Origin of the sequence: Couchioplanes caeruleus (assembly GCF_003751945.1) — a bacterium.
In the GTDB taxonomy this organism is placed as follows: domain Bacteria; phylum Actinomycetota; class Actinomycetes; order Mycobacteriales; family Micromonosporaceae; genus Actinoplanes; species Actinoplanes caeruleus.
The window spans coordinates 5,458,009-5,481,584 of record NZ_RJKL01000001.1 but is presented as its reverse complement, the minus strand read 5'-3'; the positions used below and the strand labels follow the sequence as shown (position 1 = coordinate 5,481,584).

The following is a 23,576-nucleotide window of genomic DNA, read 5'->3' as shown; positions in this document are numbered from 1 at the left end:
GCCGGTCAGCCCGTCGAGCTCCAACCGGCGTCCCGGCAGGCCTGGGTGAAGGCGGTGGCGTCCGCCTTCCACGCGGTGGCGGTCTCGTTCGCGCTGCGGCCCAGCGCGGTGGCCCGCTCCGCGATCCGCGCGTTCCCGCTGTCGGCCGCCCGCTTGCCGACCTCGTCGGCGAGGGACAGGCGGGCCGTCTTGGTGCCGGCATCTGCGTAGCCTGCGGCAAAGGCGGTGCAGGCCCTCTCCGCGCCGTCGTCGAGCCGGCCCGGGCCCGCGTCCTGAGCGGAGCGGCCGATGGCGAGTCCGACGAGAACCACGACGGCCACCGCGACGCCGATGACGATCCGGCGGTCCTTCAGATCTACCTTCACCGTCTCCGCTCCAGGTCGGCGAGTGCAAATTGCACCCTATCCGACGAATCAGCACTCGACGACGGTGACCGCCAGTCCGCCGCGGGACGTCTCCTTGTACTTGCTCGACATGTCGCGCCCGGTGTCGCGCATCGTGCGGATCGCGGTGTCGAGGCTGACCCGGTGATCGCCGTCGCCGTTGAGGGCGAGCCGCGCCGCGTTGATCGCCTTGACGCTGGCGATCGCGTTGCGCTCGATGCACGGGATCTGCACCAGCCCGCCGACCGGGTCGCAGGTGAGCCCGAGGTTGTGCTCCAGAGCGATCTCGGCCGCGTTCTCCACCTGCTCCGGGGTGCCGCCGAGCACCTCGCACAGCGCGCCGGCCGCCATCGCCGCGGCGGAGCCGACCTCGCCCTGGCAGCCGACCTCGGCCCCGGAGAGCGACGCGTTGCCCTTGATGAGGATGCCGATCGCGGCGGCGGTGAGCAGGAAGCGGACCACACCCTCGTCGTCGGCGCCGGCCACGAACCGGGTGAAGTAGTGCAGCACCGCCGGGACGATGCCGGCCGCGCCGTTGGTCGGCGCGGTGACCACCCGCCCGCCGGCCGCGTTCTCCTCGTTGACGGCGAGGGCGAAGAGGTTCACCCAGTCCATGACGTGCAGAGGGTCGGAGTCCTGGCGCCGGATCAGCTCGGCGTGCAGGGCCGGGGCGCGCCGGCGTACCCGCAGGCCACCCGGCAGGACGCCGTCCGTCCGCAGGCCGCGCGCGACGCAGCCGCGCATGACCTCCCAGATGTGCAGCAGGCCGTCGTGGATCTCGTCGGTGGTGCGCCAGGCGCGCTCGTTGGCGAGCATCACGCCGGAGACCGAGGTGCCCTCCCGCCGGCAGATCTCCAGCAGCTCGTCGCCGGTGGCGAAGGGATGCGGCAGCACGGTCGCGTCCGGATCGGTGCTCGCCCCCTCCTCGACCACGAACCCACCGCCGACCGAGTAGTAGGTCACCTCGGGGCCGTCGTCGGCGCTGAACCGCAGGGCGTTGGGGTGGTAGGGCAGGCTGCGCCGGTGCCGGACGAACTCGACGGAGACCGGCCGGGCGCCGTTGAGCAGCAGCTTGCCGTCGGTACGGATCTCCTCGACGCGCACAGCGGCCCGGTCGGGGTCGACGACGGCGGGATCCTCACCCTCGAGGCCCAACAGGATCGCGCCGTCGGTGCCGTGACCGCGGCCGGTCGCGGTGAGCGAGCCGAACAGTTCGACCCGCACGAGGGACGCGCCGGGGTGTGCGGCCGCGAAGAGTCGCGCAGCCCGCATCGGGCCGACCGTGTGTGAGGACGACGGACCGATCCCGATGGAATAGAGGTCGAAGGCGCTGACCGCCATGAAGGCTCCCTGGTCGCAGATGACCCTCCCCGCTCTGTCATCTATACCTGAGAGCTTCACCGCCGCGAGGCGGTTTGCACCGTGGGTGCGGGTCCTAGGGTGGTCCCGGCTTTCCAGAGTCGCCTCGCCGTTGGCGGTATCTGTGCCTGAGAGATTCTCGGGGAGGGGTTGCTCCTTCGGCGTCCCGACCGGGTCGGGTGCTCTCCCGCCAGGGCTCGAGCAGCGCGATCTTCAGTTGTGGGCCGACCGTAGAAGCCTTACCGCGAGCCGTCAAGTCCGTCGGGCGTCGCCCGGCGGGCCGGTCGCAGAACGAGGGCGACCGCGCCGAGCACGGCGACCGTCTGGGCCACGAACATCGCGGGGTCGCCCTCCCGCATGTCCAGCGTCGCCAGGGCGACCCCGGGGATCAGCAGGCGACCGATGCCTTTGACCTGGTCGGGTGCCGTACGGAAGCTGTCGTCGCTGCCGTTGGCGTCGCCGCGGGTGATCAGCAGGCCGTTCTCGTCGATGCCGGAGATGCGGTGGATGCGGGTCTGGCCCGGGTGCTGGGGGTCGGGAACGACCACGACCTGGCCGACGATCGGCGTCCAGTTCTCCGGCGGGGCCGAGGTGACGGCGACGTCACCGCGGTGCAGGGACGGGCTCATCGACTCGCTGACGACCGCGACCGGGGTCCAGCCCCAGATCGCCGGCACCGAGCTCCACGCCACGAGCGCGCCCACGGCCGCCAGGATGGCGATGGCGACGAACCGGAGCAGCAGCGACGGCAGGCCCGGCGGGACGGTGCGGCGTCCGCTCGACCGGCGGCGTCCGGCCGGCTGGTGGGTTCCGGCCCATCCGGCCGGTGCGGACAGGGTGGTCATGGTCAGCTCGCCGCTTCCCACGTGAAGGTCGCCGCCGCGGAGGTACCCTGCTTGATGTCCGGCGTGGACGCGTTCAACGTGTACGTGATGTGGTAGGTCTTGTTGTCGGCCGATGCCGGGGCGAACGTGCCGACGCCGTTCGCGAAGTTGTTCTTGGTGGCGCCGAAGTTTTCCAGCGTGCCGGTGTAGGCGGTGCCCGACGGGGTGAAGCCGGTGCAGGTGCCGTAGCCGCCGCCGCTGCCCTCCTCGATCACCAGGTCGATGTGCGGGGCGAGATCGCCGGAGACGGCGGTGCCGTACAGCTTCACCGTGGCCGCGAGGCTGCCGGTGTACGAGACGTTGATGCACTTCTCGCCGGTCGAACCGGGCCGCAGGTTGGTGGGCGAGAACATCGCCGAGCCGTTGTCGTCGTCGCTGAGTTCGACCGTACCCGCATTCCAGGTGTTCGCGCTGTTGCCGGTGTTCGCCGTGAAAGCCGCGCTGGAGGCCTGCCACATGACGCCGGAGCTGATCGCGATTCCGCCGGTCACCGTGAGCGCCACCGCCAGCATCTTCGTTCCGCGGAACTGCATCTTGTGTTCCTCTCACCGACCGGCGCACCGGCCATCTCTCGCTGTCAGAGGAGTAGTTCGGCCCGCTCCCTCAACCGGGACTCAAGCCGCCGTCAAATCCGCGGCAAGGCTGGAGGAACTTCTGCGAGCGGTGAGACGGCGAGGCCGCCGGGCGGACTCGCGTCCACCCGGCGGCCTCCGGTCGCACTGTCAGCCGTCACTCATCGGGGTCGGGCAGCAGGTAGCCGGCCGCCCGTATGGCCGCCACGAGCGTCATCGCGGCCGGTGGGGATGCCGTGGCTGCCGAGGCGGCTGCGTCGAACGGGACGCCCGGGGCCTCCGACATGCCGTACGGCGCCCACTGCGGGACCAGCCCGACCGCGACGGCCGCGTCCGGAAGCCCGGCGCCGCAGCGGTACGGGTCCGCACCCGGCAGCGGCCGGCAGCTCGACTTGATCAACTGCGTGAGGCGGTGCACCCGGGCCGGTCCGCGCATGCCGAAGCCGTACCGGAAGTCCGGGTGGTGGGCGAGGACCAGCCCCGCCAGCGCGGCGACGTGGGTCGCCGCGATCGGAGTGCCGTCGAAGGCCGCCCGGCCCTCGGGGCCGACCGCGGAGATCACCGCGACGCCCGGCGCGCACACGTCCACCTCACGGCCCGTGCAGCTAGACCGGGCGACGAAGAAGCCCTCCCGGGTCGGCATCCCGCTCTGCTGGGTGGCATGGTGGCTCTCCGGCGGGTACGTGCCCAACTGCCCGACGGCCCCCACGGTGAAGATCGGGGCGAGCGTGCCGGGGAACGTGACCGGTCCGCCGGTGTCACCGGCCGCCGCCACGCAGAGGATGCCGGCCTGCCGGGCCTCCTCCAGCTTGTACGCCACCAGCCCGGCCGCGCCCTCGGTGTAGACGCCGAGGTCGATGACGTCGACCTCCTGGGCGATGCAGTAGTCAAGCGCCTCGATGAGGTCGCTGAGCCGGCCGGGCAGGACCCGGCAGACGTGCACCTCCGCCTCGGGGGCCAGGCCTCCGGCCTGGTCACCGTCGGATCCGGTGATCAGCGCGACGGCGTGCGTGGCGCGTCCGATCGCGTCCTGGTCCCAGGCCTTCTCATCCTGGCCCACGACGTTGATCCCGGACATGACGCCCTCGGCGGCGCCGAGGCGTCCGGCGTCGACGCCCGAACCGATCACCGCGATGCGTACGCCGTGGCCGCGATAGGTCGGTGGGAGCCGGTCGAAGTTCATCGCGCGCCGGGCCCAGCCGTCGGCGGTGAGCTCGCGGGGTGCGGTGTCGAGCCGCCGGCAGACCACGGGGTTCGCCTCGGTGGCCGACAGGGACGGCGACTTCAGCATCGTGCTCCAGCAGTCGGACCGCGGGCGTACGAAGACGCCGCGTACGGCCTCGAGGGACTCGGCCGGCACGGTCAGCTCGACGGCGCCGTCGGCGTCGGTGCGGCCCACGACGGGGTAGAGGCCGCCGTGCACGTAGACCACCGCGTCGCGCAGCGGCTCGTCGCGCTCGTCGCGGACGCGGAACCGCACCGACAGCGACTGGTCCAGAGTGCCCGTGCCCGGGACCGTGGGGGGCACTGGCAGTTGCTCGCCGTGCCGCAGCGGGTGGTCGATGTCGACGTGGAACTCGGGGCGCGCGGCCAGGATCGCCGCCTGCTCCGGGGTGGCCTCGACCACGGCGACCGTCGGGAACCGGATGCCGGTGACGAGGGGGGCCTGGTCGCCGGGGCTCGACTCGCTCGCGGCACTGCGGATGACCCGCAACACGTGCAGGGCGGGGTCGCGCTGCAGCGCCTCGATGAGCTGTTGCCCGGCCGCGGCCGGGTCGGCGGTGCCGGGGAGTCCCGGCATGGTCGCCCAGCCGGTCGGCGCGACCAGATACCGCTCGGGGCGGCGTCGCACGGACTCGGGGCGTCCGCCCGTCTCGTCGCCGGAGTCGCGCGGCCCCTGCCCGCGCGGGGTGTCGTCGGTCCCACCCGGTCGGGTGGCGGCGACGCGGGGCTCGGCCGGCCGATCCGTGGGTTTGTCGGGCCGTCCCTTCGGCCGGCCGGTGCCGGGTGCCTGGCCCTGCTCGGGCATGGCGTGCTCCTTCCACTGAGGTGACGCCGCCGGATCGTCCCGGACCGGCGCGGGAACGCATGACATGGCGCCGCCGGATCGTCCCGGATCGGCGCGGGAACGCATGTGCGTCGGCGGCGACCGGACTGGGTCCGGCCACCGCCGAGGGCTGCCGCGCCGGCCGCGCGGCGATCGGGAGGCCTGCCACCGCGTCACGGCGGCGGTGGCCGCCGGCGGCGCAGGTAGGCGATCGCGGTTGTCCGGCTCGGACCGGTCAGCGGCCGAACTGCCCGGGAGTGAAACTCCCGTACGGGCTCTGCTGCTGGCCGAACTGCGGCTGGCCGAACTGCTGCTGGCCGTACTGCTGCTGCGGCCCGAAGCTCGGGGTCCCGAAGCCCTGCTGGCCGAACTGCTGGCCCATGCCCTGCTGCCCGTAGCCCTGCTGCGGCACCGTCTGCTGGATCAGCTGCTGCTGCACGAGTTGCTGGGCCACCTGGTGCGCGACCTGCAGCATGCCCGACTGCGTGAGCTGCTGGATGGTCTGCTGCGCGATCTGCTGCACGAGCGGCTGCTGGGCGAGGACCTGCACCAGCGGGTGCGACTGCGTCTGCACCTGGATGAGCTGCATGTGCTCGAGCTGCTGGATGATTCCCGGCTGCTGCGCCAGCACCTGGGTGACCTGCTGCCGGATGAGCTGCTGAGCGATGCGGAGTGCGAGCTGCTGCTGCGCGAAGTGCTGCTGCAGCGGCTGCTGACCCATCGTCTGGCCGCTCTGCTGCTGCGGACCGTACGCGCTGTCGCCCCAGCCGCCGAACATCTGGCCCTGGCTCGTCCCCGACATGGTGGGTGCGTACGTCATGGCTGACATCGTGCCTCCCAACGTCCAACCTCGATGGACAGGTTGTCCATCGACATCGGACGCTACGCTCGACGATGGTGCCGGACAAGGGGTTGAACTGGTTCGATATATTTGCGCGGTAAATTATGAACTTCTCTGAACTAGAGCACCCGAGACAACCCACAGCGAACGACACATGACGACGACCGGGATGCCGATGAACCCTCTCCAGCAGCTCATCCGGGACCGGATGGCGGAGCAGGGCTGGTCGTATGCCGACGTCGCGCGGCGTGGCGGCATCCCGCGTTCCACCGTCCACCACCTCGCCACGGCCGAGCATCTGCGGCGCCCGCCGCATCCCGCAACCCTGGAGGGACTGGCCGAGGGACTCGCCGTGCCCCTCGACGCCGTCCGCGCCGCGGCCGCATCGGCCGCCGGGCTCGCCACCTGGCAGGAGCCGGTCACCGACCCCGAGATCACCATCCTGGTCGCGGCACTGTCCCGGCTCAGCCCCGACGACCGGCGGCACGTCCTCGCGCTGGTCCAGTCCCTGCTGAGCGCCGATCGATCGGCGTGATCCGGGCCGCGGCCGTTTCGTCCCGTTTTCGGATCGCAAGAAATCTGCGCTGCACGCATCGATCATGCCGAATGCTTCATAGAGTGTGGGCGGATACACATTCAGTAGCCGTGGCCGCACCGCGCCTCGATCGCGACCGCCGCAATCAGCGAATCCCAGGAGGAACCATGCGCGTCTGCATGACCGAACTGCCGATCGCGGTCCGTGTGAAGACGCCGCACGGAGTCGTCGTGGCTCTTCCGCGGTGCAGATCCCGGCGGGAGGCGCTGGACATGGCGAGCGTCATCCTGTCCAGCGACGAGTTCGAACAGCTCCGGCTCGCGCTGGGAACCTCGTCGACCCGCGCGCGCTACGCCGCGCGGCTTGCGGCGCCGGTGATGCGGCCGGTCCCGCATCGGGCGATCCGCGTCGTGGGCTGCGAACCCCGGCCCCGGACCAGCGCCACCGGCGGGCCGACCCCGCCGCGGTGACCGCGGCGCCCGCCGCGCCTTCCCGCCGCCGCCCTCCGGCCGCTGCAATCTCCAGCCGCTGCAGCCCCGCGGCCGTGGCAATCTCCGGCAGCGCCGCAAATCTCCAGCCGCCGCCTGGACGGGCCACGGCGGCGACGGCGATCGCTCGCCGCCTCCGCCGCTCCTCGAACCCGGCGCCACCGCCGAAAACAGAGCGTGGGCTGGCGGTGTACCGGAGTGAAATCGTAGCCCCCCTCCTGCAATTTGCACTACGCCCTGATGCTGTCCACATCAATGCTGTCCACATCGTGGAGCGTCGGAGGCGGGCCGTGCGGTGGGCTCGGCGCCGGGTGATGGTCGATCAGCGGCACGGACGACACCGGCGGGATCGGCATGCCCGCCACGCTGTCGTACAGGTGTGCCCGGGCCCGTTCCATCGCCATGTCGGCCAGCTCCTCGTCGTGCGAGGCCTTGCCTATGCTCTCCGCCATCACCCGGGAGGCCGCCTCGGCATACCGGCGGGCGTCCTTCAGGCCCTGCTCGTAGCCGATCGCCGCCTCGTGCTCGCGGCCGCGGGCCAGCCGCGCCTCGGTGCGCTCGTACGCGTTGCCGTGGGAGACGATCTTGAGTCCCACCGCGGCGCAGTCCAGCGCGACCAGCAGGAGCGCGATGCCGACGTAGAAGAGGCCGATGCCCCAGAAGTCGGTGCTCACCAGGAACCACATGGCCTTGGTGCGGGCGCCGAAGCCGGCGTCGGCCGCGATCGCCTCGGCGTTCTTCGTCCGCTGCGCCTTGATCTTGTTGGTCAGGTCCGTCTCCTCGGCGGCGCGCGACTCCCGGGCCGCCTTCTGGCTCTCCTGCAGCCGCGCGGCCTGCGCGTCGAGCTGGGCCGCCTCGGCGTCGAGGCCCCGCGACCGCTTGACCAGCGTGTCGCAGAAGCCACCGGGCGGGCAGCCGGCCTTGCGGGACGCACCCTCGCCTTCGGAGTCGGCCACCGCCTGGGCGTAGAGCTGGCGGGCATCGCGGCGCTTCTCGGCCGCCCGCGTGTTCAGCGCCTGCACCGCCTTGTTCTCGGCGGCGGTCACCTTCTTGAGCTCCGCCAGGCGGGCATCGTACGCGGCGATCGCCCCGCCCTTCTCGATCTCGCTGATCTCCGCGTTGTGCACGTCGTTGAGGTGGGCGTCGATCTCGCCCTTGTAGCGCTCCAGCATCAGCGGCTCGGTGATGATCACCGCGAAGAGCAGGGCGAGGCAGACCCGGCCGAAGTAGAGGCCCAGCGTGGGCTTGCGCAGCAGCTCGTTAGGGTCGGGCGAGTCCAGGTTCTCGAAGTTGATCGCCACCCGGCCGACCACCGCCCGGTCGTACGCGACCACGCCCGTCGCCACCAGCGGGCCGACCAGCCACTGATACCAGGGGTTGGTGTAGTTGGCGCTGGCATCGACGAAAGCGGCGCCGCCCACCGTCGCGTACCCGAAATAGAGCACGATGAAGACGCCGATGGAGCAGTAGAGGACGCGGTCCGAGTGCGTGGTCACGCTCTCCGGGTTCACGTTGGCGATCCGGAGCAACAATCGACGCATGGTGCGAGTCTCGCCGATCGCGGCGGCTCGCGCGGTCGAAACGGGTGGATCGGCCGGACCGCTACGAGCCGGCGCCATGGCGGAGAAGCCGGTGCAGTTCGGCGAGGAGCATGTCCTTACCGAACGGCTTGCGCAGCAGCGGGGCGTCCGGCGGAAGCTCCTGCCCGCCGGGCGCAATGCCGTTGGTGTAGCCGGACATGAAGAGCACCGGCAGGTCCGGCCGGTTGCGCCGCAATTCCGCCGCGAGCTGGGTGCCCGACATGCCGGGCATGATGACATCGGTGAGCAGGACGTCGATTTTTACCCGGTCCTCGAGGCACAGCTTGAGCGCCTCGTGCGGCGTCGCGGTTCGGTGGATCCGGTATCCGGCCTTTGTCAGGATCCGGCAGACGATGTCGCGGACGGCGTCCTCGTCCTCGACGACCAGCACGATCTGGCCGGTGTCGCCGGAGGGCGGGGGTGGGGCGTCGTCGGCGGCGCCGGAGGCGGGAGCGGTGGTCGCGGGCAGGCAGACCCGCAAAGTGGTGCCCTGGCCCGGCCGGGACTCCAGCTCGATGGTGCCGGCCGCCTCGGTCACCGCCCCGTACGCGGTGGCCAGGCCGAGACCGGTGCCCTGACCGCGCCCCTTGGTGGTGAAGAAGGGCTCGAAGGCACGCGCGGCGACCTCCGGGGACATTCCGCAGCCCGTGTCGGTGATGGTCAGCGTCACGGCCGACCCTCCGCCGACCGGGGTGTCGCCCGCGTCGCCGGTGGCGATGGTCAGCCGGCCGCCCGTGGGCATCGCGGCGCGCGCGTTGACGACGGCGTTCATCAGCACCTGTTCGAGCTTGCTGCGGTCCATCGTCACCGGCGGCAGGCCGGGCTGCAGCATCGTGGTCATCTCGATGTCCTCGCCGAGCGTACGGCCGAACAGCTTCTGCATCTCCTGCACGACGGCGTTGAGGTCGAGGACCTCCGGCTGGGACGGCTCCAGGCGGCTGAAGATGAGCAACTGGCGGATCAGGGCCGTACCCCGCGCGGCGGCCTGCTGGATGCCGTTGACGTCGGACTGGACGGGATCGTCCGGCGCAAGATCCTCGGCGATCATGGCCGCGTAGCCCGAGATCACCGCCAGCAGGTTGTTGAAGTCGTGTGCGACCCCGCCGGCGAGCTGGCCGAGGGAGTCGAGGCGCTCGGCCTGGCGCAACTGCCGTTCCAACTCGGCGCGTTGCTGCTCGGCGAGCACCTGTTCCGTGGTGTCGCGCAGAATGCCCTCGACCGCGACGACCCGGCCGGCGTCGTCGGCGATCGCGACCGCCCGCTGTTCGGTCCAGACGGTCTCGCCGCTGGGCCCGCGCCACCGGACGGTGACCGTGCCCGGCCGCGGCGACCGCCAGGACCGCTCCAGGGCCGACCGGTCCTCCGGCTCGACCAGGCGGAAGATGAGGTCCGGGTCGCCGTAGAAGTCGTCGGGCGCCCGCCCGATGATCGAGGCGATGGCCGGGCTCAGGTATTCGACGGCGGGCTCCGGGAGCAGGCGGTACCGGAAGATGATGTCCTGGGCGTGCTCGGCGAGCAGCCGGAAGCGTTCCTCGCTGTCGCGCAGGGCCGACTCGGCCCGGCGGCGCTGCCGGCGCTCCGCGGCCTCGCGGAGCTCGCGCTGCACGGCGGGCGCCAGGCGGGCCAGCTTGCTCTTGAGCACGAAGTCCTGCGCGCCGGCGCGCATCACCGCCGCCGCGGTCTCCTCGCCGACCTCGCCGGAGACGAGGATGAACGGGATGTCCGGGTCCTGCCGGCGGATCTGCTCGAGGGCTTCCTCGGCCCGCAGCGCCGGCATGTTGTAGTCGCAGATGACCACGTCGGGCGATCGCTCGCGCAGGGCCGCCGACACGTCCGCGGCCGTGTCCACGCGGGTGTGCTCGACCGTCAGCCCGGCGCGGACGAGGTGCCGCGCGATCAGGAAGGCGTCGTCGTCGTTGTCGTCGATGACGAGCAGGTGACACGGGTCCACGCCGTCCTCACCGGCCCAGCCCGGGCGGGAGCGGTTCGTTGACGAGCAGCCAGTACACGCCCAGCACCTTGGCCGCGGCCAGGAACTCGTCGAAGACCACCGGCTTGCGGACATAACTGTTCGCGCCGAGTCGGTAGCTCTGCACGATGTCGCGTTCCTCGTTGGAGGTGGTCAGCACCACGACGGGCAGGCCCATGGTGCGTTCGTCGTCGCGGATGTGGCGCAGCACCTCCAGCCCGTTGACCTTCGGCAGGTTGACGTCGAGCAGGATCAGCGCCGGTTTCAGCGGCGGGCTGCCGTCCTCGGGCAGCAGCAGCCGCAGCGCCTCCTCGCCGTCGCTCGCGACGATGACCTCGTTCTTGATGTGGTTCTTGGCGAACGCGCGCACCGTGAACATCACGTCGTCGGGGTTGTCCTCGACCAGCAGGATGGGTCCGTCGGTCATCGGATCTCCCAGTCGCCGGGTGCGGGGGTGAGACTGAACCGGAACGTCGCGCCGTTGCCGGGCGAGCTGTCGGCGACGATCTGCCCGCCGTGCCGGGTGATGATCCGCTGCACGATCGCCAGACCGATGCCGGTGCCCTCGTACTCGGCGGCCGAGTGCAGCCGCTGGAACGGGTCGAAGAGCTTGTGCGAATAGCGCATGTCGAAGCCCGCCCCGTTGTCGGTCACGGCGAACACCTCGATGCCGTGGCAGGGCGCGGAGTCCATCGTGATGGTGGCGTCGGCCCGGTTCGCGGTGAACTTCCAGGCGTTGCCCAGCAGGTTCTGCAGCACCAGGCGGATGAGGTGCGGGTCCGCCTGTGCCACCAGCCCCTCGGCCACGCCGACCTCCACCTCACGGCCGGGGTCGGCGTTGCGTAGCTCGGCGATCACCTCGCGGGCCAGCGCCGAGAGGTCGGTGTGCTCACGGTGCAGCTCGGTGCGGGTCGCGCGGGACAGGCCCAGCAGGTCGTCGATCATCTGCGCCATGCGGCCGACGTTGGCCTGGATCCGGCGCAGGTACTGCTGTCCCTGCTCGTCCAGGACGTCGGCGTAGTCCTCCTGCAGGACCTGGCTGAAGCCCTCCAGGCTGCGCAGCGGCGCGCGCAGGTCGTGGGAGACCGAGTAGGCGAACGCGTCGAGCTCACGGGTGGACGCTTCGAGTTCGGCGGTGCGCTCGCGGACGCGCAGTTCCAGGTTCGCGTTGAGCTGGCGTACCTGTTCCTCGGCACGCTTGCGGTCGGTGATGTCGGTGGAGATGCCGCACACGGCGTACGGGTGCCCGGTCGCGTCGATGAGCGGGAACTTGACGGTGATGTAGGTGCGTACCTCGCCGTCGCCGGGGACTTCCTCCTCCATCTGCACGGGTACGCCCCGGGCGAAGGCCTGCAAGTCGTTGGCGCGGAAGGCGTCGGCCGTGTCCTTGGGAAACAGGTCGTGGTCGGTCAGGCCCACGATGTTCTCCCGGCGCAACTGGAACAGCCGCTCGTACTCGCGGTTGACCAGCATGTAACGGCCGTCGGCGTCACGCATGTAGATAACGGCCGACGTGTGGTCGAGCAGCGCCATCAACTGCTCGTGGCCGACCTGCGCCGGTGGCCGCACTTCGGCCGCCGGGTTGCCGTTCACCTTCGTGCCCACCATCCGCTCCCGGCTACCGCCTAGCCCGCGGCGGGCGCGGCTGTCCCTAGGACACCAACCGCACCTCGACCGGTGCAATCTCCATCAAACCCGACCGTACCGCACTTATCGGCGCGCCTTCCCGGACTTCCGGATCGAGGGCCGGGCGCAGCTCCGCCAGCACGTGCTGACGGCGGGCCCGGGTCAGCCGCTCCAGGTAGGTCTCGGTCATGCCGGTCGTGCCGGACCGGTTCGACACCAGGGGCCGGTCGCCGAGACCCTCGGCGTCGCGCTTGCGCTGCGGCTTGAACAGGAACTTCTTGCTCAGCATGAGATGCGAACCGGCGGCGCGGGCGTGCGCGGTCAGCAGGTCGTACCAGTCGTTCAGCACCGGGTGGTGGTGGCCGATCAGTCCCCGGAGCTCGCCGAGGCCGGCGGCCGGCAGCCGGTCGAGGTCGATGCCGAGGTCGGCGGCCATCCGCCGGGGCAGGGTGGGCCGCGCCATCAGGTTCTCCAGCGCCTGCCGTTCCTCGGTCAGCAGTCCCGGGAACAACCGGCGCACGTGCTTGTCGTAGTCGGGGATCGCGATGCCGAGCAGGAAGTCGCGCTTGAGTCCCTCGATGTCCAGGGCACCGCTCGGCGGGATGTCGCCCGGCGTCCAGTGCACGGCGAACTGGCGGAACACGTCCATGAAGTGCTCGGGAGGCATGCTGTGCTCCGGCGGCAGCGCCGCGAACTCCAGGAAGAGCTGGCGCAGGGCGTCCACCAGCACCGTCGCGGTACGCACCCGCGACGCCGTCTCCGGGCAGTCCCACCGGGTCTCCGGGCCGGTCAGCGGCTCGAGCAGGTCGTTCACCGCGCGCTCGACCGCCTCGCCCTTCTTGACCAGCGCGAAGAAGTTCTCCTCACCGCTGGTGCCGGTGTACGTCCGCGTACGACCGTCGTCGAACACCCCCGGCAGCACCGCCACGGTCCGTTCGCCCAGGCGGACCTCGACCGTGCCCACGTTCCACCGCACCAGCGAGGCATAGCTGTCGCGATGGTCGTGACCGGTGCCCGTCCGGTCGGCGAGTCCGGCGAAGTACCGCTGAAAGGGAATCCGCTCGGCACCGGCCTCGAGCCCCTCGAACGCCCGCTCCGGCGTTTCCTTACCGCCGGGCGTGCGCTCCTGGTAGTGCCTCGCCACGGAGGCACCCACGAAGCCGAGGTTGACCACCAGTTGCTGCGCCTCCGCCGCGGACAATCGCTCGGGGAGGGGCAGCTCGGGCAGGACCATCTCGTCCAGCGCCTCGGTCAGCGCCCGCGGGGCCAGGACGTCGCGCAGGATTGCCAGGTTGAGCTTCGGCAGCTCTTCCAACACCCAGGCGCCGAGCTGCGGCAAAGCCATCGCACTCACACCCTTCAGGACCGGGAAATACACCCATCGGCGTGGAGAGCCCGATCTGAAGAGTTCCCTTATATCTTTTTGTCACACATTTCCGACAAAGCCGAAGGCTCAGTAATAGACACCCGTACCACCACTGCGGCGTGCACGGTCTGCGGCTGAGGATCGACTTCGAGCTCCAGCTCGGCGGATTCCAGACCGAAGGCGGCCGCGCGCATCATGCCGCCGCCACCGCCACCGCCGGCGCCCTCGTCGGAGATCTCGATCAGCCGGTCCACCTCCGCGCCGACGGCTTGCGCGTATTCCCGGGCGCGGCCCAGCGCGTCGGCGATCGCCTCCCGCCGTACGTCGGCGCCCGCCCGGCTGCCGGAGCGCAAGTGCCACCAGGGACCGGAGATGGCCGTCTGCTCGGCGTCGGCCAGCCGCAGCAGCATCTCGCCGAGCGTGCCGAAGTCGGTCACCGTGACCGTGGTGCTGACGCTGCCCACGTACGCCGAGACGCGCTCGCCGCCGCGCTTGAGCTCGGGACGCACCTGGATCCCGCCGGTGTCGCGCCGCTCGATCGCGTCGGCGTAGCCGTCGAGCGTGGCACGCAGGGCGGCGGCCCGCTCGGCCAGCCGGGAGAGGGCGACCTGCCGATCCTTGTCGCGCGCGGACACGGTGACGGAGAACTGCGCGATCTCCGGTGGCACCTCGCGGACGGCCTCGCCGCGGACCACGATCATGGGTTGCTCAGCCATCCGAGAAACCTACGCCCGCACGAGCGAAATGCGCACTCCCCGGGTACGGGCCGAGTCCCGCAGCACGATCGACGTCAGCCGCGTGCGGCGCGGGATATCGAACACCAGCGTGCCGCGCACCCGCGCACCCGCGTCGATGCGCTCGAGGATGCCCGGGGACCGGCCGCCCACGGCCACGGCGACCGGGCAAGGCGCCGGAGGTTCGGCATGGGCTCTCCCATGGCACCGGTCCGGACGTGCAGCGTGGCCGGATCAACCACCCGAGGACCCGGCCACGCTCCCTGAGAAACCGGCGCCCGAGCGTCCGGGAAGTGGCCCGAACAGCCAACCTCCGCCATCCGGTCGGCTCACCGGCCATCGCGGCCCGGCGGAGCGAGAACCCGACACGGCGAGTCATGTCTCACTGCCGCGCCGAAGGGTGGCCCTCACCCGTTATCAGTCCTGCGACGAGAAGTCCGCCCACGACCCCAGGGGAGATCGCCGTGACCGTGACCGAGCACCAGATCAAGGACCGCATCAAGGCCGTCCTCGCCGGATCCTCTCCGGACACCGCGACCTCGGAGCATCCGTTGATCGTGCCGGGCACCATGCATCCGAACCAGGCCCTCCAGGTGCTCACGCTGGCCCAGCGGACGGCCGAGGAACACATCGCCATCGCCAACCGCCAGGCGGAGAAGATCCGTACGGACGCCCAGGCGGCGGCCGACAAGATCGCGGCGGATGCGGAGGCCCACTCGCAGAACATCCGGCGGGAGGCCGACAAGGTCCTGGCCGAGGCGAGGGCGACCGCCGAGAAGGCGGCCCGCGAGACGCGCGCCCAGGCCGAGGAGGCGCGGCGTAGCGCGGACCAGATCGTCTCGGAGGCGCGGGCACAGGCGCAGGCCGTCGCCAAGAAGGCCGAAGAGCAGGCGGATCAGCTCAAGCTCCAGGCGCACCAGCGGTACGAGGACACGGTCGGCAGCCTCGGCGCCAAGCGGGAGGCGTTGCAGCGGCAGATCGAGTCGCTGGAGCACTTCGACCGGGAGTACCGGGCACGGCTGACGGCGTTCATGCAGAACCAGCTCCGCGCCCTCTGGGTCGACGCACCGGTGGTCGGCGACGAGCTGGAGGACGCGGACCCCGAGGGTTCCGACGAATCCGTCGAGGACGACTCACAGGAAGACGACGAGTAGCCCGCCGTTCGGCCATCAGCTCCCGGCGGGCAAGCCGAGCTGCGCCATGGTGGACGCCGGGGCCGCGTCCACATCGCCCGGAGCAGCATCACGGTCGCGGACAATGCCTGGCACACCCTGGAGTGCCGCCGCCGGGGCACCTGGCTCTCCATCCGGGGTCGACGGCCGCTGCCGGGGCAGCACCACCGTTCCGGCCACCCTGTCGGTCTCCAACACCATCCCGCTCAGCATCGGCGGCAAGGGCGCCTACCGCGACAACGACCAGTTCCCGGGCGCCCTCGACGACGTCTGGGTCGCTATCGGGTAGCTCAGTCCTATTCGCTGGATCATGGGGGCATGTCACGGTGACAGTCCTCGCCATCCGCATCGTGCGACGGCGCATCCGCTGCACCGCCTGACCGGTAGGGTCATCGCCGATGCGGACGAAGCAGCAGCTCAGTGCGGACATCCACGGCGAGCGACGGGCGGCCCTGGTGGTCAACGCCCATTCCCGGCGCGGCGGGAGGCTCTATGCCGACGCCCGGTCCCGGCTCCTCGCCGCCGGGTTCAGGCTGCTCGGCGACTTTCCCGTCCACCGGCCCGGCGAGCTGGAGGCGAGCCTCACGGCCGCCGCCGCGCTGAGTCCGGACCTGCTGGCCGTGGGCGGCGGCGACGGGACGATCAGCACGGCGGCCCGGGTGCTCGCCCATCGCGACATCGCACTCGGACTGTTGCCGTTGGGCACGACCAACAACTTCGCCCGTACGGTGGGCGTGCCGCTCGATCTCGGCGAGGCCGTCGACACGCTGACGCACGGCACGGTGGTCGACGTCGACCTGGGCCTCGTCGGGGACCTGCTGTTCACCAACCACGTCGGCGTCGGACTCTCCGCGGACGTCATGATCAAGGCGCCCCGGCGGCTGAAGCGGGTCGTGGGGCGGCTCGCGTACCCGATGACCGCCCTGGCCCTGCTGGCCCGGCACCGGCCGCTGCGGGCCCGGGTCCGGGCCGGGGGCCGGCAGCACGAGTTCCGCACCCATCAGTTGTACGTGGCCAACGGCGGCTTCCACGCCGGACGGCCGATCACCGAGGACGCGGACGCCGACGACCGGCTGCTGGTGGCCTACCCGGTGGGCGGCGCTAGCCGGCGGGGGCTGCTGCGCGAGACCGCCCGCAACGCCGCCACCGGGCACCGCCGCACGCTGCGCGAGGAACCGTTCCTGGCGGTGGGTGAGCTGTGGCTGGAGACCGACCGGCCGACCCGGGTGGAGGTCGACGGCGAACCGTGCGGGCGGACCCCCGTCCGGATCGGCGTCGACCCCAACGCCCTGCGGATCATGGCGCCACCGGGCACTGTGGACCGCTGACGTCCTGCACGCACGGCGGGCTCGGACGACCCGGACCCATGACGGCCCCCGGCTCGGACCGGCTCAGACGGCGAGCTCCAGGTGGCCGCGCAGCTTGGCGAGGGCCTTGGTGAGCAGCCGGGAGACGTGCATCTGCGAGATGCCCACCTGCTCGGCGATCTGCGACTGGGTCAGGTTGCCGTAGAACCGCAGCGCGATGATCTTCTGCTCGCGCTCGTCCAGCCGGGCCAGCGCCGGGCCGAGGGCGAGACGCGTCTCGGCAAGCTCGAAGGCGACGTCCTCGCCGCCGAGGGTGTCGCCGAGCTCCGCGCTGCCGTCGGCGTTGATCGGGGTGGACAGGCTGGTCGCGCTGTAGGCGCGCGCGCCTTCCAGGCCCTCGAGCACGTCCTCCTCGGTGACACCGAGGTGGTCGGCCACGTCCGCGACCGTCGGCGACCGGCCCAGCGTGTGGCTGAGCGTGTTGTTCGCCGCGGTGATCGCCAGACGGAGCTCCTGCAGGCGCCGCGGGACCCGGATGGACCAGGTGCGGTCGCGGAAGTGACGCTTCAGCTCGCCGACGATGGTCGGGATCGCGAATCCGGCGAACTCGACACCGCGGTCCGCCTCGAACCTGTCGACCGCCTTGATCAGGCCCATCACGGCCACCTGGATGAGGTCGTCGAGCGGCTCGCCGCGGCCCGTGTACCGGTTGGCCAGGTGCCGCGCCAGGGGCATCCACGCCTCGATCGCGCGGTCCCGCACCGCGGCCCGGGACGGATGTCCGACGGGCAGGGCGGCGACCGCGGCGATCAGCTCGCTCGCGCGGTCCGTCGTCGCCGAGGCATCAGCAGCGAGGTCGGCGCTGTCGACAGGGGCGGCGATAACGGTCATGGAGACTCCTTCGAATCCAGCCACCGAGTGTCGGCGGCCCTGTTCCCACACCGACGGGCGACGACCGGAAATGCCGGAATCGATCGCACGTCGCCCGAACGTTTGCCCCACAGCAAGGGACGGCCAAACTCATCCGAACAGCCAGAAGAACCACACCGAAAGGTTGATGTAGAAGCCGTAGCCCCCAAGGCCCACCCGGCAGGGGGGCCTCGTGGGTGCACGGGTCAGGCGACCGTGGCCGGGAACCGCTCCCACACCCGGTGGGCGGCCAGCAGTCGCTGCACGGCGGCGAGGGCCTCCGTACCCGATTCGGCGGTCACGACGCCGGGCGTGCCGGCCACGCCCGACTGGCCCAGCACGGTGACGCCGGCGCCCCAGGCCCCGATGGCCTTGGCGTGCCGCCAGGCCTCCTCGACCAGCAGCGCCACCCGCGGGTCCACGGTGACCGTGTCCGCGGCGCCGGCCTTGGCGTCGCGGGCCGGCAGCGCATCCGGCGCCGGCGCGGGCGCCGCGGCGAGCAGGAGGGCGTCGAACTCGATCGACCGGGCGGTGGCGAAGGTGCGCTGCACGCTCATGTGACCCACCATGCCGCCGTGCGCGGCGATCAGCAGCGGCACCATGCCCGCGCCGAACACCGCCCGGCGCACCGCGTCCACGCCGTCCAGGTCGCCGTCGTCGACGACGATGCCGATGATCCGGCCGTCGGCCGGCCATTCCCGGCCGATCTGCGACAGCGCCGGGCTCGCGGTGACGTCGGCCGGTGGGACGGTCGGCTCGGGTACGGGCAGACCCAGCCCCACGGCGACCTGCTCGCACAACACCGGGTCGACGTTGGCCAGGCACCGCAACTGCCGTTCCTTGATCGCCTGCTCGTAGCACTTGCCCAGCTCGAAGGTGTACGCGCGAATGATGTGCTCCTTCTCCACCGGCGACATGCTCAGCCAGAACAGGCGGACCTGGCTGTAGTGGTCGTCGAAGGAGACCGGGTTCGCCCGTACCTTCGGAGCCTCGGCGACCCGCACCGGCACGTCGACGAACGCGTTCTCCTCGGCCCCGGCGGGGAACGGGTTGCCGCCGTCGAGCGAGTTCGGCCGGTACGGCGCCACCCCGGCATGCACGGCATGCTGGTGGAAACCGTCCCGCAGCATGTCGTTGACCGGAGCGTGCGGGCGATTGATCGGGATCTGCGGGTAGTTCGGGCCGCCCAGCCGGGTGAGCTGCGTGTCGACGTACGAGAAGAGCCGGCCCTGCAGCAGCGGGTCGTTGGTGACGTCGATGCCCGGGGGCAGGTGACCGAGGTGGAAGGCGACCTGTTCGGTCTCGGCGAAGAAGTTGCGGGGCGTGCGGTTGAGGACCAGCTTGCCGATCGGCTGTACGGCGGCGAGTTCCTCCGGCACGATCTTCGTCGGGTCGAGCAGGTCGATGCCGGCGAAGGTCTCCTCGGGCGTGTCCGGGAAGACCTGGATGCCCAGCTCCCACTCGGGGAAGGCACCGGACTCGATCGCGTCGTACAGGTCGCGGCGGTGGTAGTCGGGGTCCACGCCGGCCGCGATCTGCGCCTCCTCCCAGTCCAGGGAGTGCACGCCCAGCTTGGGCTTCCAGTGGAACTTGACCAGCGACGTCTCCCCCGCCGCGTTCACCAGCCGGAAGGTGTGGACGCCGAAGCCCTCCATCGTCCGGTACGAACGCGGGATGCCCCGGTCGGACATGTTCCAGATGGTGTGGTGCTGGGCCTCGGTGTGCAGGGAGACGAAGTCCCAGAACGTGTCGTGCGCGCTCTGCGCCTGCGGGATCTCCCGGTCGGGGTGCGGCTTGCCCGCGTGGATGATGTCCGGGAACTTGATGGCGTCCTGGATGAAGAACACCGGGATGTTGTTGGCGACGAGGTCGAACGTGCCCTCATCGGTGTAGAACTTCGTGGCGAAGCCGCGGGTGTCCCGCACCGTGTCGGCCGAGCCGCGCGACCCGAGGACCGTGGAGAACCGGACGAAGACCGGGGTCTCCTTGCCCTTGGCGAGGAAGCCGGCCCGGGTGACACCCTCGGCCGTGCCGTATCCGGTGAACACGCCGTGCGCCCCGGCGCCGCGCGCGTGCACGACCCGTTCCGGGATCCGCTCGTGGTCGAAGTGTGTGATTTTCTCCCTGAAATGGTGGTCCTGCATCAGGATCGGGCCCCGGGGCCCGGCCTTCAGCGAGTGGTCGGTGTCGGTGAGCCGGGCACCCTGGGAGGTGGTGAGGAACGCTCCCTGCTGCCCCATGGCCTCGGCCGGGGCACCGGTTTCGGCGCCGGTGGGCGTCCGGGTCTCCGGAGCGCCCTGCTCGGCCTTGGCCGGCAGCGGATCGTGCGGCGTGGTGGGTTCCTCGAGGGGCGCGGGGGCGCTGCCGGGCGAGCCGGGCACGTCGGGCGTCAGCGCGTCGGTCACCTTCGCGGTGGCGGCCTCGACGGCATCCTTGACCACCTCGGTGGGCTTGCGTGTCATCGGGTCGGTCCTCCAAGGACGAGTAGCGGGGCTTTCCAGCGGCTACCCGACGATTCCGCCGTCAAACGATCGTGCTTGATCACCCGATAGAGGCGACTCGCGAACTTCAGAGGCTCCTGGGGTCTTCAGTCCCTTTTGGGCGGTACTTTGTCGACCATGATCCGGATTACTCACCTCCTTCGCAAGGCGACTGTGGCCGGCCTCGCCGCCGCAACCGTCATCCTGCCCATCCACGGCGGCGCCGCCTCGGCGGCACCGGCGGCCCCGACCACGGTTCCGGCCACGGTCCAGGCTCCGGCGCTGAGCAGCGCGGCCAAGGCCTACACGGCCAAGTTCAAGGGTGCCGTCTGCGTCAACGCGCACGTGCAGAACATCGGCTGGCAGGGCTGGCGCTGCAACCGCTCCGGCCACCCGGTGATGGCCGGCACCACCGGCCAGTCGCTGCGCATGGAGGCGATCTCCATCCTGACCACCAAGACCGGCGGCATCTGCGCCAAGGCGCACGTGCAGAACATCGGCTGGATGCGCACCCGCTGCGCCGGCAAGAACCGGATCGTCACGGTGGGCACCACGGGTCAGTCGCTGCGCCTGGAGGCCCTGCGCCTCAGCACCGCCAAGCGCGTCTGCGCGGAGGCACACGTCCAGAACATCGGCTGGCAGGGCTGGGACTGCGCCAAGCACTGGAACTGGGTAGAGGTCGGCACCGTCGGCCAGAGCCTGCGCCTGGAGGCGCTGAAGGTGCTGGCCTAGCCGATCCCGGCCGCGGTACCGGCGCGGGCGGAGGCTTCGGCTTCCGCCCGCGATCTCGTCGGGTAGAGGCTTCGGCTTCCGCCCGCGTTCTCGTCGGGTAGAGGCTTCGGCTTCCGCCCGCGATCTCGTCGGATCAGGCGAGGCGGGCGACCGCCGCCGCGACCCGTTCGTCCGTGGCCGTCAGGGCGACGCGCACGTGCTGCGCCGCCGCCGGGCCGTAGAAGGCGCCGGGCGCCGCCAGAATGCCCCGCTCGGCGAGCCAGTCGACCGTCTTCCAGCAGTCCTCGCCGCGGGTCGACCACAGGTAGAGCCCCGCGCCGCTGTGCTCGATCGTGAAACCCGCGCCGGTCAGCGCCGCCCGCAGTGCCGCGCGGCGGGCCGCGTACCGGTCTCGCTGGGCGGCGACGTGCGACTCGTCGCCGAGGGCCGCGATCATCGCCGCCTGTACCGGCGCCGGAACGATCATGCCCGCGTGCTTGCGGACCGCGAGCAACTCCGCCACGACGGCCGGGTCACCGGCGACGAAACCCGCCCGGAACCCCGCCAGGTTGGACCGCTTGGACAGTGAGTGGACGGCCAGCACGCCGGTGTGGTCGCCGCCGCAGACCTCGTCGGACAGGACCGACACCGGGGTCTCTTCCCAGCCCAGCGAGAGGTAGCACTCGTCGGCGGCCACGACCGCGCCGCGCTCCCGGGCCCAGTCGACGACCTTGCGCAGGTGCGCCGGGGGCAGGACCTTGCCAGTCGGGTTCGACGGCGAGTTGATCCAGATCAGCTTGACCCGCGGGTCGGGACCGAGTGCGGTCAGCGAGTCGCTGCGGACCACCTCGGCACCGGCGAGCCGCACCCCCGCCTCGTACGTCGGGTAGCACACCCGGGGAATGACGACGACATCGCCGGGACCGACGCCGAGCAGGGTGGGCAGCCACGCCACCAGCTCCTTGGAACCGATGGTGGGCAGCACCGCGGGGCTACCCGTAGTGCCGCATTCCCGGGCCAGCCAGGCTGTGATCGCCGCGCGCAGCGCCGGGGTCCCCGCGGTCTGCGGGTAGCCCGGCGCATCCGCGGCGGCTGCCAGCGCGTTCTGGACCGGCGCCGGCACCGGGTCGACCGGGGTGCCGACCGACAGGTCGACGATGCCGTCCGGATGGGCGGCCGCCACGGCCTTGGCCGGCTCCAACTGGTCCCAGGGAAAATCGGGCAGCGACGCCGAAAGCACGGTCAGTGCGCGTCCCCGCGCGGCGCCTGCGCCGCCACGAACGTCGCGTCCTTCTCGATCTTGCCCACCTTCGACGCGCCGCCGGGGGAGCCGAGATCCTCGAAGAACTCGTAGTTGGCGTTCGTGTAGTCCTTCCACTGCTCCGGGACGTCGTCCTCGTAGAAGATCGCCTCGACCGGACAGACCGGCTCGCACGCCCCGCAGTCGACGCACTCATCGGGGTGGATGTAGAGCATCCGGTTGCCCTCGTAGATGCAGTCGACCGGGCACTCCTCGATGCATGCCTTGTCCAGCACATCGACGCAGGGCTCAGCGATGATGTAGGTCACGGTCTTTCCCTTCCAGAGCCACGCCGCTCACGTGCGACGGTACGGGCAGAGCCTAGTATCTCGCCGGGAGGAGGTGGGACGTGCTCCGACGGCAGGATGTGGGACACCGGGTGGTAGTTCGTCGAATTGTAGGTGTTTCCCAGGATCGCCCCCTTTTCACGGATGCGCTCGGGGAACTCGTCGAGCTGACGGAGACGGATCTCACTCTCGCGACGGCCAAGGGGACGCTGCGGGTCCCGCTCAAGGACGTGCACCGGGCGAAACGGGTGCCGGCCGCGCGCCGGCCGCCGGCCGCCGAGGTGGCCGCCCTGGAGTTGGCGGCCAACGACGGCTGGCCGGCCCCGGTGCAGGCCCGGCTCGGCGCCTGGATCCTGCGGTCGGCCGGCGGCTGGACCGGCCGGGCCAACTCGGCCCTGGCGGTAGGCGACCCGGACCGCACCCTCGACGCCGCGATCGACGCGGTCGAACGGTGGTACGCGGCCCGCGGCCAGCGCCCCCTCGTCAACGCCCCGATGCCTTTGGCGGCACCGGTCAACGCCGCCCTCGACGCGCGGGGCTGGACGTCCCGCCCGCTGACCCTGGTGCAGACCGCGCGGGTGCCGGGCCTGCTCGAATCCCTGCCGGTCCGCGACGATCTGCCCCCGGTCGAACTCGCCGATTCGCCCACCGACGACTGGTACGCGATGGTCGCCGAGCACAAGGGCACCCTGCCGGCGATGGCGAAACAGGTGCTCACCGGCGTACCCGTGGCGGTCTTCGCTCATGTCCGCGACGAGGACGGCGACCTGCTCGCCGTGGCCCGCGGCGCGGTGAGCGGGCCGGACCGCTGGCTGGGGATGGCGCTGGTGCAGACCGCTCCGGCGGCGCGGCGGCGCGGGCTGGCGGCCCATGTCATGCGTGCCGTGGCGGGGTGGGCGATGCAGCAGGGGTCGGCGCGGGCCTATCTGCAGGTCGAGGAGCGCAATACGGCCGCGGTCGCCCTCTACCGGAAGCTGGGCTTCCGCACCCACCACACCTATCTGACCCGCGAGGCGCCGGTCTGAC

At 71.3% G+C, this 23,576-nt stretch carries 24 protein-coding genes and 1 riboswitch; of the genes, 7 read left to right on the top strand and 17 right to left on the bottom strand.

Going from position 1 to position 23,576, the window contains the following annotated elements:
- Positions 1–5: 5 nt before the first annotated feature.
- The 6 genes from EDD30_RS24505 to EDD30_RS24480 all read right to left on the bottom strand — a co-directional run bounded on the left by EDD30_RS24505 (position 6) and on the right by EDD30_RS24480 (position 6,065).
- Positions 6–365 (bottom strand): hypothetical protein, encoded by a 360-nt coding sequence (locus tag EDD30_RS24505; RefSeq protein ID WP_071810316.1) that lies wholly within the window; start codon positions 363–365, stop codon positions 6–8.
- A 48-nt stretch (positions 366–413) separates the two neighbouring features.
- A complete protein-coding gene (locus tag EDD30_RS24500; RefSeq protein ID WP_071810315.1) occupies positions 414–1,724 on the bottom strand; it encodes an L-serine ammonia-lyase in 1,311 nt (436 codons plus the stop codon).
- Positions 1,725–1,848: 124 nt separating this feature from the next.
- A riboswitch (glycine riboswitch) is annotated at positions 1,849–1,942 on the bottom strand.
- 39 nt (positions 1,943–1,981) lie between these two features.
- Positions 1,982–2,587, bottom strand: a complete 606-nt coding sequence (locus EDD30_RS24495) for a S26 family signal peptidase (protein ID WP_143163085.1) — start codon at positions 2,585–2,587, stop codon at positions 1,982–1,984.
- Positions 2,588–2,589: 2 nt separating this feature from the next.
- Positions 2,590–3,159, bottom strand: coding sequence for a hypothetical protein (locus tag EDD30_RS24490; RefSeq protein WP_071810313.1), 570 nt, complete (start codon positions 3,157–3,159; stop codon positions 2,590–2,592).
- A 196-nt stretch (positions 3,160–3,355) separates the two neighbouring features.
- Positions 3,356–5,227, bottom strand: coding sequence for a S8 family serine peptidase (locus EDD30_RS24485; RefSeq protein ID WP_071810312.1), 1,872 nt, complete (start codon positions 5,225–5,227; stop codon positions 3,356–3,358).
- Positions 5,228–5,480: 253 nt separating this feature from the next.
- The gene (locus tag EDD30_RS24480; protein ID WP_071810311.1) at positions 5,481–6,065 is read right to left on the bottom strand and encodes a hypothetical protein; all 585 of its coding nucleotides are present in this window, start codon (positions 6,063–6,065) and stop codon (positions 5,481–5,483) included.
- Between the two features lie 175 nt (positions 6,066–6,240).
- Here EDD30_RS24480 and EDD30_RS24475 point away from each other — a divergent pair, with 175 nt between their 5' ends.
- Together EDD30_RS24475 and EDD30_RS24470 are read left to right on the top strand one after the other, a co-directional pair.
- A complete protein-coding gene (locus EDD30_RS24475; RefSeq protein ID WP_244945386.1) occupies positions 6,241–6,621 on the top strand; it encodes a helix-turn-helix domain-containing protein in 381 nt (126 codons plus the stop codon).
- 167 nt (positions 6,622–6,788) lie between these two features.
- On the top strand, positions 6,789–7,091 hold the full coding sequence (locus tag EDD30_RS24470; RefSeq protein ID WP_123678490.1) for a hypothetical protein: 303 nt from the start codon (positions 6,789–6,791) through the stop codon (positions 7,089–7,091).
- Between the two features lie 248 nt (positions 7,092–7,339).
- Here the strand turns inward: EDD30_RS24470 and EDD30_RS24465 are convergent, their stop codons facing one another.
- The 7 genes from EDD30_RS24465 to EDD30_RS38420 form a co-directional block, all read right to left on the bottom strand.
- The gene (locus EDD30_RS24465; RefSeq protein ID WP_071804794.1) at positions 7,340–8,650 is read right to left on the bottom strand and encodes a DUF4407 domain-containing protein; all 1,311 of its coding nucleotides are present in this window, start codon (positions 8,648–8,650) and stop codon (positions 7,340–7,342) included.
- Positions 8,651–8,711: 61 nt separating this feature from the next.
- On the bottom strand, positions 8,712–10,640 hold the full coding sequence (locus EDD30_RS24460) for a hybrid sensor histidine kinase/response regulator (RefSeq protein WP_071804788.1): 1,929 nt from the start codon (positions 10,638–10,640) through the stop codon (positions 8,712–8,714).
- 7 nt (positions 10,641–10,647) lie between these two features.
- Positions 10,648–11,085, bottom strand: a complete 438-nt coding sequence (locus EDD30_RS24455; RefSeq protein ID WP_071804787.1) for a response regulator — start codon at positions 11,083–11,085, stop codon at positions 10,648–10,650.
- A complete protein-coding gene (locus EDD30_RS24450; protein ID WP_170208286.1) occupies positions 11,082–12,263 on the bottom strand; it encodes a sensor histidine kinase in 1,182 nt (393 codons plus the stop codon). The genes EDD30_RS24455 and EDD30_RS24450 overlap by 4 nt, the downstream gene beginning before the upstream one ends.
- A gap of 46 nt (positions 12,264–12,309) precedes the next feature.
- Complete coding sequence (locus EDD30_RS24445; protein WP_071804785.1) at positions 12,310–13,629, bottom strand: hypothetical protein; 1,320 nt, start codon at positions 13,627–13,629, stop codon at positions 12,310–12,312.
- A 68-nt stretch (positions 13,630–13,697) separates the two neighbouring features.
- Positions 13,698–14,366 (bottom strand): SIMPL domain-containing protein, encoded by a 669-nt coding sequence (locus tag EDD30_RS24440; RefSeq protein WP_071804784.1) that lies wholly within the window; start codon positions 14,364–14,366, stop codon positions 13,698–13,700.
- Between the two features lie 9 nt (positions 14,367–14,375).
- Positions 14,376–14,543 (bottom strand): DUF4352 domain-containing protein, encoded by a 168-nt coding sequence (locus EDD30_RS38420; RefSeq protein WP_143162635.1) that lies wholly within the window; start codon positions 14,541–14,543, stop codon positions 14,376–14,378.
- Between the two features lie 305 nt (positions 14,544–14,848).
- Here EDD30_RS38420 and EDD30_RS24435 point away from each other — a divergent pair, with 305 nt between their 5' ends.
- From EDD30_RS24435 to EDD30_RS24425, 3 genes are all read left to right on the top strand, one after another.
- On the top strand, positions 14,849–15,538 hold the full coding sequence (locus EDD30_RS24435) for a hypothetical protein (RefSeq protein WP_211277746.1): 690 nt from the start codon (positions 14,849–14,851) through the stop codon (positions 15,536–15,538).
- Between the two features lie 103 nt (positions 15,539–15,641).
- Complete coding sequence (locus EDD30_RS24430; RefSeq protein ID WP_071804783.1) at positions 15,642–15,845, top strand: LamG domain-containing protein; 204 nt, start codon at positions 15,642–15,644, stop codon at positions 15,843–15,845.
- Between the two features lie 109 nt (positions 15,846–15,954).
- A complete protein-coding gene (locus tag EDD30_RS24425) occupies positions 15,955–16,884 on the top strand; it encodes a diacylglycerol/lipid kinase family protein (RefSeq protein ID WP_071804782.1) in 930 nt (309 codons plus the stop codon).
- A 63-nt stretch (positions 16,885–16,947) separates the two neighbouring features.
- Here the strand turns inward: EDD30_RS24425 and EDD30_RS24420 are convergent, their stop codons facing one another.
- Together EDD30_RS24420 and EDD30_RS24415 are read right to left on the bottom strand one after the other, a co-directional pair.
- Positions 16,948–17,754 carry an RNA polymerase sigma factor SigF gene (locus EDD30_RS24420; protein ID WP_071804781.1) on the bottom strand — a complete coding sequence of 269 codons (807 nt, stop codon included), beginning with the start codon at positions 17,752–17,754 and terminating at the stop codon, positions 16,948–16,950.
- Between the two features lie 224 nt (positions 17,755–17,978).
- Positions 17,979–20,234, bottom strand: a complete 2,256-nt coding sequence (locus EDD30_RS24415; RefSeq protein ID WP_071804780.1) for a catalase — start codon at positions 20,232–20,234, stop codon at positions 17,979–17,981.
- 156 nt (positions 20,235–20,390) lie between these two features.
- Here EDD30_RS24415 and EDD30_RS24410 point away from each other — a divergent pair, with 156 nt between their 5' ends.
- Complete coding sequence (locus tag EDD30_RS24410) at positions 20,391–20,984, top strand: hypothetical protein (protein WP_084556292.1); 594 nt, start codon at positions 20,391–20,393, stop codon at positions 20,982–20,984.
- Between the two features lie 133 nt (positions 20,985–21,117).
- On the opposite strand, the gene dapC is transcribed toward EDD30_RS24410, so the two are convergent.
- Entirely contained in the window at positions 21,118–22,203 is a 1,086-nt protein-coding gene (dapC, locus tag EDD30_RS24405) for a succinyldiaminopimelate transaminase (protein ID WP_280526169.1), read from the bottom strand.
- Between the two features lie 2 nt (positions 22,204–22,205).
- A complete protein-coding gene (fdxA, locus tag EDD30_RS24400; RefSeq protein WP_071804777.1) occupies positions 22,206–22,532 on the bottom strand; it encodes a ferredoxin in 327 nt (108 codons plus the stop codon).
- Positions 22,533–22,612: 80 nt separating this feature from the next.
- Here fdxA and EDD30_RS24395 point away from each other — a divergent pair, with 80 nt between their 5' ends.
- The gene (locus EDD30_RS24395; protein WP_071804776.1) at positions 22,613–23,575 is read left to right on the top strand and encodes a GNAT family N-acetyltransferase; all 963 of its coding nucleotides are present in this window, start codon (positions 22,613–22,615) and stop codon (positions 23,573–23,575) included.
- The last annotated feature ends 1 nt before the right edge of the window (position 23,576 follow it).